Source organism: Streptomyces hawaiiensis, from assembly GCF_004803895.1.
GTDB classification, from domain to species: Bacteria; Actinomycetota; Actinomycetes; order Streptomycetales; family Streptomycetaceae; genus Streptomyces; species Streptomyces hawaiiensis.
The window spans coordinates 5,948,474-5,961,006 of the sequence record NZ_CP021978.1 but is presented as its reverse complement, the minus strand read 5'-3'; the positions used below and the strand labels follow the sequence as shown (position 1 = coordinate 5,961,006).

Sequence of the window (12,533 nt, the reverse complement as noted above, 5' to 3'; positions counted from 1 at the left end):
TAAGCGAACCGATACCGAATTCACCCTGGCGTGTGATGGGCCCGGGGCATGTGCGGTTTCAGTGCTTGTAGAAGCCCTGCCCGCTCTTGCGTCCGATGTCACCGGCGTCAACCATCCGGCGCATCGACTCGGGAGCCGCGAACTTCTCGTCCTGGGACTCGGTGTAGATGTTGTTCGTGGCGTGCAGCAGGATGTCGACGCCCGTCAGATCCGCCGTCGCCAGCGGGCCCATGGCGTGACCGAAGCCCAGCTTGCAGGCCAGGTCGATGTCCTCGGCACTGGCCACGCCCGACTCCTGCAGCTTCGCGGCCTCGACGACCAGGGCGCAGATGAGACGGGTCGTCACGAAGCCCGCGACGTCGCGGTTGACGACGATGCAGGTCTTGCCGACCGACTCGGCGAACTCCCGGGCGGCGGCGAGGGTTTCGTCGCTGGTCTTGTAGCCGCGGACGAGTTCGCACAACTGCATCATCGGCACCGGCGAGAAGAAGTGCGTGCCGACGACCCGCTCCGGGCGCTCGGTCGCCGCCGCGATCTTGGTGATCGGGATGGCGGAGGTGTTGGAGGCGAGGATCGCCTCGTCCTTCACGATCTTGTCGAGCGCCCGGAAGATCTCGTGCTTGACCTCGAGCTTCTCGAAGACGGCCTCGACGACCACGTCCGCGTCGGCCGCGGCGTCCAGGTCGGTGGTCGCGGTGATGCGGGCCAGGGCGGCGTCGGCGTCGTGCGCCTCGAGCCTGCCCTTGGCGACGAACTTGTCGTACGACGCCTTGATGCCGTCGGTACCCCGCGTCAGCGCCTCGTCGGTGACGTCACGCAGGACCACCTCCCAGCCCGCCTGAGCGGATACCTGGGCGATGCCGGATCCCATGAGGCCGGCTCCGATGACGGCGAGCTTCCGTGCCACTGTGCGACTCCCCTGACGCGCTGCTTATGTCTGCCTCTCGGGCGGACACTAGCGCTCGTGAGGCGGCGTGCGCCTGACTTAGTAACGCGTTTCACGTCTCATGGAGTGAGACCCGTGTCACGTCCCACATGACGGACTTGGCGATCCTCCCCGCGGCCGAAGCCGCGGGGATTCCGACCTCTGAGGTCGGAGCGCTAATTCCTTGCGGTTTTGCGCTGGTTGGCGCTTCACAGACCGGCTGGCGCCGAGGTCTCCACGCCCTGTGACCCGTATGCCCGCGGGCCAGTACATTCTTGGCGCCGACCGTGTCGGCGTGCTCTCGGTGACCACAGGCGGTGCAGACGAACCTCGCTTGGCTCTCGCGGTTGTCCGGATGCACATGTCCACAGGCAGGGCAGGTTGTTGAACTGAAAGCCGGGTTGACGGTGCGCACCGCGGTGCCTGTATGACGGGCACGGTTGCGGACTGCCAGTTCGAAGGAGTGCCAGCCCTTGTCGAGGATCGCGCGGTTCAGTCCGGCCTTCTGCCCGATATGCGTTCCCAACTCGGCTGAGGTCCCTCTGGCGGTGGCGGTCATGCGGGCGTGCCGTTGCTGGAGTCTCCGGTATCGCTGGGCCTCGCCGGGGGTGATGAAGCTCCTGTCGAAGAACCGGCCATCGCTGGTCGCGGCAAGCACCGCCACTCCGCGGTCAATACCGACTCGACCGCGCTCCACCGAGACTGCGGGTCCAGTGGTGCCGGTCTCCACCAGAAAGCTGACGTACCAGTGCTTGCCGTCACGTGAAACGGTGGCTGACTTCAGCGTGCCGCCGAGCGGACGAGACCAGCGGAAGATCATCCAGCCGAGCTTCGGCAGCCGCGCCCTGCCACGCTTGCGTCCGAGCCGCTCGACGGACAGGTGCCGGTCAGGAAACCGGAAGGATGGCTGCCACCGCTGCCTCGCCCTCCACCGCACACCGAACGTGCCATGGGTACGGCATGCTCTGTCCAGGTCCCGAAGGGTCTGCTGGAGAATGTGGGACGGCGCGGTCCTCAGCCACAGATGCCAGTATCTCCTTCCGACCAGCATGTTTCCCCCTGGGCGACGCGATGACCTCACCTCCGTCAACGACGTTCCGACCTTCAGGACACGGGTGCGAATGAGGTGCGCGTGTACGAGACCAATAGGTGAGGAGGTGCGCCCATGACACGACGTCTAGATTGGCCACATGGTCAATCTGACGCGCATCTACACCAGGACCGGTGATCGGGGCACCACAGCCCTCGGCGACATGAGCCGGGTCGCCAAGACCGATCTGCGGATCTCCGCGTACGCCGACGCCAACGAGGCGAACGCGGCGATCGGCACGGCGGTCGCGCTGGGCGGCCTGGACGAGGACATGGTCACGGTCCTCACCCGCGTCCAGAACGACCTGTTCGACGTGGGCGCGGACCTGTCGACGCCGGTGGTGGAGAACCCGGAGTTCCCGCCCCTGCGGGTCGAGCAGTTCTACATCGACCGGCTCGAGGCGGACTGCGACCGCTTCAACGGACAGCTGGAGAAGCTCCGCTCCTTCATCCTCCCCGGCGGCACCCCGGGCGCGGCCCTGCTCCACCAGGCCTGCACGGTCGTACGCCGGGCGGAGCGCTCCACGTGGGCGGCGCTGGAGGTGCACGGCGAGGTGATGAACCCGCTGACGGCGACCTACCTCAACCGCCTCTCCGACCTCCTGTTCATCCTCGCGAGGACGGCGAACAAGGAGGCCGGAGACGTGCTGTGGGTGCCGGGCGGGGAACGCTAGGTTCTGCCCCGCGCGGCGTGCCAGAGGCCGTTGGCGGACAGGACCCCGCCGACGATCATCATCACGATGCCGACCTTGGTGAGGGTGACGACGGGGACCTCCACGTCGCCGGTGAACCGCCACAGCAGCAGGCCGATCAGGAATGTGCCGACGCCCTCCACCGCATACTGCTTCGCCTTGCTCATCGGTGCAGCCTCTCCTTCGGGGTGGTGGCCGCCTCCGGCTCGCCCGCAGGGGCCTTCCGCGGCCAGATCAGATAGCTCAGCGCGATCAGTCCGTGGATGCCGGCTGCGCGCCAGGCGACGTAGCGCCAGCTCTCCAGGGACGTGACGCGGCTCGGGTCGTCCACGTACCAGATCGCGAGCTGGAGGAGCGCGGTCGCCACCGCCGCTCCGATCAGCGTGCCCGTCCAGACCCTGCCCTCGTGACGGGCCCGGGGCATGCCGTACTGCGGCGGCTGCCGGGGCGGCGGGGCTCCGCCGAAGCGGTGGGCCGCGTGGCCGTCGAGCCACTTCACGGTGCGGTGCCCGTGGCCGACGGTGTAGCCGATGTACAGCGCGGCCAGGCCGTGCGTCCAGTTCGGCTCCGCGCCGTTCTTCAGGTCCAGCGCGGTGGCGACCAGCAGGACGACCTCCAGCAGCGGCTCGCACAGCAGCAGCGCCAGCCCCGTCCGCGGCATGCGCAGCAGGTAGCGGAAGGCCAGCCCGGCCGCCAGCAGCACCCAGAAGCCGATCTCACAGGCGGCGATCAAGGCGACGATCACGGTTCGCTCCTCTCGGTCACCCTTCAAGGCTCCCGTCCCGGGCGGCCGGAATCGTCGTCGCGACTGACGAACCCGTGCTACATCGAAAGATGCAGCCGGGGACCCTCCGCGGGGATCAGGCGCGGGGCCGGGCGGCCGTGTTGGATGGGGCCATGGCCGTCCGACTCCCCCGCCCCCGCCGCTTCGACGTCTACGTCGCGCTGGGCGGCCTGCTCGGCGGACTGCTCCTGTGGGGCGTCGGCCTGGCCACCCGTCCGCACACCGAGGCCTACGTGCTCCTGCCGGGACGCTGGCCGCTGCTGCTGCCGCTCGTCGTCATGGCGGGCTGCGAGCTGCTGCGCCGGACCGCCCCCCGCACCGCCCTGCTGATCGGCACGCCCGCGATCGTCCTGGACACCGTCACTCAGGGCAGCCTGGTCACGATCCTGATGTACACCGATCTCATGTACGCGGCCGTCCTGTACGGGCCGCCCGCCTCGGCCCACCGCATCCCGCGCATCACCGGGCTGCTCACGGTGGCCGCAGCCGTGGTGCCGTTCGCGGTCTGGCGCGAGCCCGAAGCGCTGCTCATCGGTGTGATCACCGGCCTGGTCACGTTCGGGCCCGCCGCCACCGGCCTGATCGTCCGCAACCACCGCGATGCCGCCGAGGCGGCCCGGCTGCGCGCCGAGCAGACCGCGCTGCTCGCCGAGATGGACCGCGCCCAGGCGGTCACCGCCGAGCGCGCCCGGATGGCCCGCGAACTGCACGACATGGTCGCCAACCACCTGTCGGCGATCGCCATCCACTCCACGGCCGCGCTCTCCCTGGACGACCCCAGCACCTCCCAGGACGCCCTGACCGTGATCCGTGAGAACAGCGTCGAGGGGCTCGCGGAGATGCGGCGCCTGATCGGGATCCTCCGCGACTCCAGCGGCGACACCGAGCCGGTCGCCGCCCCCACCCTCGACGGACTCGGCGCCCTGGTCGACGGCGCCCGCACCAACGGTCTCGACGTCGTGCTCGACGCGACGCACGGCACGGTCCCCACGCCCGTTGAACTCGCCGCCTACCGCATCGTCCAGGAGTCCCTCACCAACGCCCTCAAGCACGCCGGCCCCGGCCGGGTCACCGTGTCCCTGGCCCAGCCGGACGGCGTACTGAGCGTCGCGGTGACCAGCCCGTACGGCGACCGGGACGGTCCGAGAGCCCCGGGCTCGGGCGCCGGCCTGGTCGGCATGCGGGAACGCGCCGCGCTGCTGGACGGCACGTTCGAGGCCGGCCCGGAGGACTCGCCGGACGGCAAGATCTGGGCCGTACGCGCCACCCTGCCCGTCACCGAAGGAGAACCCGAATGATCCGCGTCCTGGTCGCCGAGGACCAGTCCGCCGTCCGCGCCGGCCTGGTCCTCATCCTGCGCAGCGCGCCCGACATCGAGGTGGTCGGCGAGGCCGCGGACGGCGAGCAGGCGGTGGCGCAGGCCCGTGAACTGCGGCCGGACCTGGTGCTGATGGACGTTCAGATGCCGCGCCTGGACGGGGTGTCGGCGACCCGGCAGGTGGTCGCGGAACAATTGGCCGACGTGCTGGTGCTGACCACCTTCGACCTCGACGAGTACGTCTTCGGGGCGCTGCGCGCGGGCGCCTCCGGCTTCCTCCTGAAGAACACCGAGGCGACGGATCTCCTGGAGGCCGTACGGACGGTCGCACGGGGGGAGGGGCTGATCGCGCCGGCGGTCACGCGGCGGCTGATCGCGGAGTTCGCCGCCAGGCCCGCCCGGGAGCCCGCGGCCGATCCGGCGGTGCTCGACCAGCTGACCCGGCGGGAACGCGAGGTGCTGTCCTGCCTCGGCGAGGGCCTGTCCAACGCGGGGATCGCCGGGCGGCTGGACATGGCCGAGGCGACGGTCAAGACGCATGTCAGCCGCCTGCTGGCGAAGCTGGAGCTGCGCAGCCGGGTGCAAGCGGCGGTGCTCGCGCAGGAGTTGGGGATCTGACCCGACTCGGGTGTGGTGGTCCAGACCTATTGACCGGTGGTCCAGACCTTTCTATTCTCACCGCACCATGAGTGGCGTGAGGCTCAGTCACGCCCCCCACAACTCCATCAAGGAGGCGCAGCATGCGCTTCAGACACAGAGCCGCGGCAGGGTTCGCGACCCTGTTGCTCCCGCTGGCCGGCCTCGTCGGCCTGGCGAGCCCGGCCCAGGCCGCGACGTCCGCCACCGCCACCTACGCCAAGACCCAGGACTGGGGCTCCGGCTTCGAGGGCAAGTGGACGGTGAAGAACACCGGCACCACGGCCATCGGCTCCTGGACCGTCGAGTGGGACTTCCCCTCCGGCACCTCCGTCACCTCCTCCTGGGACGCCGACGTCACGTCCTCCGGCACCCACTGGACCGCGAAGAACAAGTCCTGGAACGGCACCCTCGCCCCCGGCGCCTCCGTCTCCTTCGGCTTCAACGGCAGCGGCTCCGGCTCCCCCGCGAACTGCGAGCTCAACGGCGCCAGCTGCGACGGCGGCACCACGGAACCCGGCGACAGCGCGCCGAGCGCCCCCGGCACCCCCACCGCCTCGGACATCACCAGCACGTCCGTGAAGCTGTCCTGGTCCGCCGCCACCGACGACAAGGGCGTCAAGAACTACGACGTCCTGCGCGACGGCACCAAGGTCGCGACCGTGACGGGCACGTCGTACACCAACACGGGCCTCACCGCCGGCACCGACTACTCCTACTCCGTCCAGGCCCGTGACACCGCCGACCAGACCGGCCCGGTCAGCGGCGCCGTACGGGTCCGCACCACCGGCGGCACCACCGAGCCGCCCACCGGCGACAAGGTCAAGCTCGGCTACTTCACAGAGTGGGGCGTCTACGGCCGCAACTACCACGTCAAGAACCTGGTGACCTCGGGCTCGGCGTCGAAAATCACCCACATCAACTACGCGTTCGGCAATGTCAAGAACGGCCAGTGCACCGTCGACGACACCTACGCCGCCTACGACAAGGCCTACACCGCCGACCAGTCCGTCAGCGGCACCGCCGACACCTGGGACCAGCCGCTGCGCGGCAACTTCAACCAGCTGCGCCAGCTGAAGGCGAAGTACCCGCACATCAAGGTGCTGTACTCCTTCGGCGGCTGGACCTACTCCGGCGGCTTCGGCCAGGCCGCGCAGAACGCGGCGGCGTTCGCCAAGTCCTGCAAGGCCGTCGTCGAGGACCCGCGCTGGGCCGACGTCTTCGACGGCATCGACATCGACTGGGAGTACCCGAACGCCTGCGGCCTGACCTGCGACACCTCGGGTCCGGCGGCATTCAGGAACCTCTCCCAGGCGCTGCGCGCCGAGTTCGGCCCGGACTACCTGGTCACCGCGGCCATCACCGCCGACGGCTCCTCCGGCGGCAAGATCGACGCGGCCGACTACGGCGGCGCCGCCCAGTACCTCGACTGGTACAACGTGATGACGTACGACTATTTCGGCGCCTTCGACAAGGACGGCCCGACCGCCCCGCACTCCCCGCTCACGTCGTACCCGGGGATCCCGCAGGCGGGATTCAACTCGGCCGACGCGATCGCCAAGCTGAAGGCGAAGGGCGTCCCGGCCAAGAAGCTGCTGCTCGGCATCGGCTTCTACGGTCGCGGCTGGACCGGCGTCACCCAGTCCGCCCCGGGCGGCTCGGCGACCGGCGCGGCTCCGGGCACATACGAGGCGGGCATCGAGGACTACAAGGTCCTGAAGAACTCCTGCCCGGCCACCGGCACCATCGCCGGCACGGCGTACGCGCACTGCGGCAGCAACTGGTGGTCGTACGACACTCCGGCCACCATCGGCTCGAAGATGGCGTGGGCGAAGAACCAGGGGCTGGGCGGCGCGTTCTTCTGGGAATTCAGCGGTGACACCGGCAACGGAGAGCTGGTGAACGCCATCGACAGCGGTCTGAAGTAGGCCGGATCACAAGGACGTTCGAAGGGCCGTGAGGCTCAGGCGACATTGACGCGCTGACCGGGCGGGGCTGCCTCGAGCCACGCGAGGAAACCGGTCAGCGCGTCTTCGCTCATCGCGAGCTCGAGACGCGTGCCCCGGTGCAGACAGGCCAGGATCACATGGTCGGAGAGCAGCGCCAGCTCCTCCTCGCCCTCCGGGACACGGCGGCCGGCGACCTCGATCGCCGAACGCTCCAGGACACGACGCGGACGCGGCGAGTACGAGAAGACGCGGTACCACTCGACGCGGTCACCGTTGTAGCGGGCCACCCCGTACGCCCAGCCCTTGCCGCTCCGGTCGCCCTCCTCCGGGGTGTCCCAGCGCAGGCTGGCGTCGAAGGTGCCGCCCGAGCGCTGGATCAGCCGACGGCGCAGGCCGAAGACGAACAGGCCCACCACCACGAGGGCCACCACGATTCCGCACACAGTCAGAGCGAGGACCATCGACACCGACCTCCTCGTCTCCTAGGTAACGGAACGTAAAAATCACCCACATCCGCCTCAGCCGCGGCTGGGTCCGGATCTCTCCGGTACCCAGCCGCGGCTGAGTGACGTCATCACACGGCGGACGGGGTCAGCGCGCCGCCGTGGCAGCCCGCAGACGGACGTCCGCGCGGCGCTGGGCCTCCGCGTCGTCCTCCGCCTTCGCGCGCTCGAGCTCCTGCTCGGCACGCTGGACATCGATCTCGTCCGACAGCTCGGCGACTTCCGCCAGCAGCGAGAGCTTGTCGTCCGCGAACGAGATGAATCCGCCGTGGACCGCGGCGACGACCGTCCCGCCCCCACTGGTACGGATGGTCACCGGGCCCGATTCCAGCACACCGAGCAGCGGCTGGTGACCGGGCATGACGCCGATGTCGCCGGACGTGGTGCGCGCGACGACCAGGGTGGCCTGGCCGGACCAGACCTCACGGTCGGCCGCGACCAGCGCGACGTGCAGCTCAGCAGCCAAGGGTGGCTCCTCGGGTCACCACCCGGCAGGAGTGCCGGGTGTTGGTTACAAGTCTAGTAGGCGTGAATGAGGGGGCGGGACGAACCCCGCCCCCTCATGACTCGAGCACGGCCCGGGTCAGGAGACGCCCAGCTCCTTCGCGTTGCTCTTCAGGTCCTCGAGACCACCGCACATGAAGAACGCCTGCTCCGGGAAGTGGTCGTACTCGCCGTCGCAGATCGCGTTGAACGCGGCGATCGACTCGTCCAGCGGCACGTCCGAACCGTCCACGCCGGTGAACTGCTTGGCGGCGTGGGTGTTCTGGGACAGGAAGCGCTCCACGCGACGGGCACGGTGGACGACGAGCTTGTCCTCCTCGCCGAGCTCGTCGATACCGAGGATCGCGATGATGTCCTGCAGGTCCTTGTACTTCTGCAGGATGTTCTTCACGCGCATCGCGGCGTTGTAGTGGTCCGCCGAGATGTACCGCGGGTCGAGGATCCGGGACGTGGAGTCCAGCGGGTCCACGGCCGGGTAGATGCCCTTCTCGGAGATCGGACGGGAGAGCACCGTCGTCGCGTCGAGGTGGGCGAAGGTGGTGGCCGGGGCCGGGTCGGTCAGGTCGTCCGCGGGGACGTAGATCGCCTGCATCGAGGTGATCGAGTGACCACGGGTCGAGGTGATGCGCTCCTGGAGGGTGCCCATCTCGTCGGCCAGGTTCGGCTGGTAGCCCACCGCGGAGGGCATACGGCCGAGCAGGGTCGACACCTCGGAACCGGCCTGGGTGAAGCGGAAGATGTTGTCGATGAAGAACAGCACGTCCTGCTTCTGGACGTCACGGAAGTACTCCGCCATCGTCAGGCCGGCCAGGGCCACGCGCAGACGGGTGCCCGGGGGCTCGTCCATCTGACCGAAGACCAGGGCGGTCTTGTCCAGAACGCCGGACTCTTCCATCTCCGCGATGAGGTCGTTGCCCTCACGGGTGCGCTCGCCGACGCCCGCGAAGACGGAGACGCCCTCGTGGAGGTTGGCGACACGCATGATCATTTCCTGGATCAGCACGGTCTTGCCGACACCGGCACCACCGAACAGACCGATCTTGCCGCCCTTGACGTACGGGGTGAGCAGGTCGACGACCTTCAGGCCCGTCTCGAACATCTCGGTCTTCGACTCGAGCTGGTCGAACGCGGGGGCCTTGCGGTGGATGGACCAGCGCTCGCCCTCGTGGACCTCGTCGCTGTTCAGCACCTCACCGAGGGTGTTGAACACCTTGCCCTTGGTGAAGTCGCCGACGGGGACGGTGATGCCCGCGCCGGTGTTGGTCACCGAGGCCTGGCGGACCAGGCCGTCGGTGGGCTGCATGGAGATGGCGCGGACCAGGCCGTCACCCAGGTGCTGGGCGACCTCCAGGGTCAGCGTCTTCTTCTCGCCCGCCAGCGCCGGGTCTGCGACCTCGACGTGCAGGGCGTTGTAGATCTCCGGCATCGCGTCGACGGGGAACTCCACGTCGACGACCGGGCCGATGACCCGCGCGACGCGGCCCGTCGCCGTGGCCGTCTCAACAGTGGTGGTCATTTATCGGTCACTCCCCGCGGTCGCGTCGGCCAGGGCACTCGCGCCACCGACGATCTCGCTGATTTCCTGGGTGATTTCGGCCTGGCGGGCCTGGTTGGCAAGCCGGGTGAGCGTCTCGATGAGCTCTCCGGCGTTGTCGGTGGCCGACTTCATCGCGCGCCGCGTGGCGGCGTGCTTGGAGGCGGCCGACTGGAGCAGCGCGTTGTAGATGCGGCTCTCGACGTAGCGCGGCAGCAGGGCGTCGAGGACGTCCTCCGCCGAGGGCTCGAAGTCGAACAGCGGGAGGATCTCGCCCTTGGGCGCGGCCTCCGCCGCCACCTCGTCGAGGCTGAGCGGCAGGAGCCGGGCCTCGATCGCCGTCTGCGTCATCATCGACACGAACTCGGTGTAGACGATGTGGAGCTCGTCCACGCCGCCTTCCGCCGTCTCCGTCTCGATGGCCTCGATCAACGGTGCCGCGACCTTCTTGGCATCCGCGTACGACGGCTCGTCGGTGAAGCCCGTGAACGACTCCGCGATCTTGCGCTCGCGGAAGTTGTAGTGGGCTACACCGCGGCGGCCGACGATGTAGTTGACGACCTCCTTGCCCTCGGCCTCGAGCTGCGCCGTGAGCTTCTCCGCGGCCTTGATGGCGTTGGAGTTGAAGGCGCCTGCCAGACCACGGTCGCTCGTGAGGAGCAGGACCGCGGCACGGGTCGGGTTCTCCGCCTCCGTCGTCAGCGGGTGCTTGGTGTTGGAACCGGTGGCGACCGCCGTGACCGCCCGGGTGAGCTCGGTCGCGTACGGGGTGGAGGCCGCCACCTTGCGCTGCGCCTTGACGACGCGCGAGGCGGCGATCATCTCCATCGCCTTGGTGATCTTCTTGGTCGCGGTGACGGATCGGATGCGACGCTTGTAGACCCGGAGCTGGGCTCCCATGAGTCAGGTCCCTTCCGTCGTCACTTGCCGGCAGCCGGGGTGTCCTCGCCGAGCAGCTTGCCGTCGGAGGTCTCGAACTGCTTCTTGAACTCGGCGATGGCCTCGGCGACAGCCTGAAGGGTGTCGTCGGACATCTTGCCGCCCTCGCGGATGGAGGTCATCAGGCCCTGCTCCTTGCGGTGCAGGTAGTCCAGCAGCTCCTTCTCGAAGCGGCGGATGTCGGCGACGGGAACGTCGTCCATCTTGCCGGTGGTGCCGGCCCAGACGGAGACGACCTGGTCCTCGGTGGCCATCGGCTGGTACTGCGCCTGCTTCAGCAGCTCGACCATGCGCTGGCCACGCTCCAGCTGCGCCTTGGACGCGGCGTCCAGGTCGGAACCGAAGGCGGCGAAGGCCTCCAGCTCACGGAACTGGGCGAGGTCCACGCGCAGACGGCCGGAAACCTGCTTCATCGCCTTGTGCTGGGCGGAACCACCGACGCGGGAGACGGAGATACCGACGTTCAGCGCGGGGCGCTGACCGGCGTTGAACAGGTCCGACTCCAGGAAGCACTGGCCGTCGGTGATGGAGATGACGTTGGTCGGGATGAACGCCGAGACGTCGTTGGCCTTCGTCTCGACGATCGGCAGACCGGTCATCGAGCCGGCGCCCATCTCGTCGGAGAGCTTCGCGCAGCGCTCCAGCAGACGGGAGTGCAGGTAGAAGACGTCACCCGGGTAGGCCTCACGGCCCGGCGGGCGGCGCAGCAGCAGCGACACGGCGCGGTAGGCGTCGGCCTGCTTCGACAGGTCGTCGAAGATGATCAGGACGTGCTTGCCCTGGTACATCCAGTGCTGGCCGATGGCCGAACCGGTGTACGGCGCCAGGTACTTGAAGCCGGCCGGGTCGGACGCCGGGGCGGCGACGATGGTCGTGTACTCCAGCGCGCCGGCCTCCTCCAGAGCGCCGCGCACACCGGCGATCGTGGAGCCCTTCTGGCCGATGGCGACGTAGATGCAGCGGACCTGCTTGTTCGGGTCGCCGGTACGCCAGTTGTCGCGCTGGTTGATGATCGTGTCGACGGCCAGGGCGGTCTTGCCGGTCTGGCGGTCACCGATGATCAGCTGACGCTGGCCACGGCCGACCGGGGTCATCGCGTCGACGGCCTTGTAGCCCGTCTCCATCGGCTCGTGCACCGACTTACGGACCATGACGCCCGGGGCCTGCAGCTCCAGGGCGCGACGGTCTTCGGTCTCGATCTCGCCGAGGCCGTCGATCGGGTTGCCGAGGGGGTCCACCACGCGGCCGAGGTAGCCCTCGCCCACCGCTACGGACAGAACCTCACCGGTGCGCTGCACCGGCTGGCCCTCCTCGACACCGCTGAACTCACCGAGGACGACGCAGCCGATCTCGCGCTCCTCGAGGTTGAGGGCGAGGCCGAGGCTGCCGTCCTCGAACTTCAGCAGCTCGTTGGCCATGACCGAGGGCAGACCCTCGACCTTCGCGATACCGTCGCCGGCGAAGGTGACCGTACCGACCTCCTCGCGCGAGGCCGCGTCCGGCTTGTACGCCTGGACGAAGTTCTCCAGCGCGTCCCGGATCTCCTCCGGCCGGATCGTGAGCTCCGCCATCTGGGTTCCCTGCTCTCCTTGTTGGGCCCGAAGTTTCACTTTGGGGGTCTGGGGGCGACCCCCAGGATTCTTCTGCACGGCCCAACCAG

General features: G+C 69.0%; 13 protein-coding genes. 4 read left to right on the top strand and 9 right to left on the bottom strand.

Features of this window, described 5'->3' with window-relative positions; all coding sequences use genetic code 11:
• Window positions 1–58: 58 nt before the first annotated feature.
• Window positions 59–907, bottom strand: a complete 849-nt coding sequence (locus tag CEB94_RS27725) for a 3-hydroxyacyl-CoA dehydrogenase family protein (RefSeq protein ID WP_175434771.1) — start codon at window positions 905–907, stop codon at window positions 59–61.
• Between the two features lie 91 nt (window positions 908–998).
• Window positions 999–1,745 (bottom strand): RNA-guided endonuclease InsQ/TnpB family protein, encoded by a 747-nt coding sequence (locus CEB94_RS27720; protein WP_175434770.1) that lies wholly within the window; start codon window positions 1,743–1,745, stop codon window positions 999–1,001.
• A gap of 370 nt (window positions 1,746–2,115) precedes the next feature.
• On the opposite strand from CEB94_RS27720, the gene CEB94_RS27715 reads away from it, so the two are divergent.
• Window positions 2,116–2,688 carry a cob(I)yrinic acid a,c-diamide adenosyltransferase gene (locus tag CEB94_RS27715; protein WP_175434769.1) on the top strand — a complete coding sequence of 191 codons (573 nt, stop codon included), beginning with the start codon at window positions 2,116–2,118 and terminating at the stop codon, window positions 2,686–2,688.
• On the opposite strand, the gene CEB94_RS27710 is transcribed toward CEB94_RS27715, so the two are convergent.
• Window positions 2,685–2,873 carry a DUF5708 family protein gene (locus CEB94_RS27710; RefSeq protein ID WP_175434768.1) on the bottom strand — a complete coding sequence of 63 codons (189 nt, stop codon included), beginning with the start codon at window positions 2,871–2,873 and terminating at the stop codon, window positions 2,685–2,687. The two genes, CEB94_RS27715 and CEB94_RS27710, sit on opposite strands and share 4 nt — an antisense overlap.
• A complete protein-coding gene (locus CEB94_RS27705) occupies window positions 2,870–3,451 on the bottom strand; it encodes a hypothetical protein (protein WP_175434767.1) in 582 nt (193 codons plus the stop codon). The genes CEB94_RS27710 and CEB94_RS27705 overlap by 4 nt, the downstream gene beginning before the upstream one ends.
• 152 nt (window positions 3,452–3,603) lie before the next feature.
• Between CEB94_RS27705 and CEB94_RS27700 the strand changes: the two genes are divergently transcribed.
• The 3 genes from CEB94_RS27700 (at window position 3,604) to CEB94_RS27690 (ending at window position 7,372) form a co-directional block, all read left to right on the top strand.
• On the top strand, window positions 3,604–4,788 hold the full coding sequence (locus CEB94_RS27700; protein WP_175434766.1) for a sensor histidine kinase: 1,185 nt from the start codon (window positions 3,604–3,606) through the stop codon (window positions 4,786–4,788).
• On the top strand, window positions 4,785–5,426 hold the full coding sequence (locus CEB94_RS27695; RefSeq protein WP_175434765.1) for a response regulator: 642 nt from the start codon (window positions 4,785–4,787) through the stop codon (window positions 5,424–5,426). The genes CEB94_RS27700 and CEB94_RS27695 overlap by 4 nt, the downstream gene beginning before the upstream one ends.
• A gap of 122 nt (window positions 5,427–5,548) precedes the next feature.
• Window positions 5,549–7,372: a glycoside hydrolase family 18 chitinase gene (locus tag CEB94_RS27690; protein WP_175434764.1), complete on the top strand. Its 1,824-nt coding sequence runs from the start codon at window positions 5,549–5,551 to the stop codon at window positions 7,370–7,372.
• A 35-nt stretch (window positions 7,373–7,407) separates the two neighbouring features.
• Here the strand turns inward: CEB94_RS27690 and CEB94_RS27685 are convergent, their stop codons facing one another.
• From CEB94_RS27685 to atpA, 5 genes are all read right to left on the bottom strand, one after another.
• Entirely contained in the window at window positions 7,408–7,854 is a 447-nt protein-coding gene (locus CEB94_RS27685) for a DUF2550 domain-containing protein (protein WP_031140706.1), read from the bottom strand.
• A gap of 130 nt (window positions 7,855–7,984) precedes the next feature.
• Window positions 7,985–8,362, bottom strand: a complete 378-nt coding sequence (locus CEB94_RS27680) for a F0F1 ATP synthase subunit epsilon (protein ID WP_175434763.1) — start codon at window positions 8,360–8,362, stop codon at window positions 7,985–7,987.
• 117 nt (window positions 8,363–8,479) lie between these two features.
• A complete protein-coding gene (gene atpD, locus CEB94_RS27675) occupies window positions 8,480–9,916 on the bottom strand; it encodes a F0F1 ATP synthase subunit beta (RefSeq protein WP_175434762.1) in 1,437 nt (478 codons plus the stop codon).
• Window positions 9,917–10,834, bottom strand: a complete 918-nt coding sequence (locus CEB94_RS27670) for a F0F1 ATP synthase subunit gamma (RefSeq protein WP_175434761.1) — start codon at window positions 10,832–10,834, stop codon at window positions 9,917–9,919.
• Between the two features lie 20 nt (window positions 10,835–10,854).
• Window positions 10,855–12,444 carry a F0F1 ATP synthase subunit alpha gene (gene atpA / locus CEB94_RS27665; RefSeq protein WP_031140695.1) on the bottom strand — a complete coding sequence of 530 codons (1,590 nt, stop codon included), beginning with the start codon at window positions 12,442–12,444 and terminating at the stop codon, window positions 10,855–10,857.
• Window positions 12,445–12,533 lie beyond the last annotated feature (89 nt).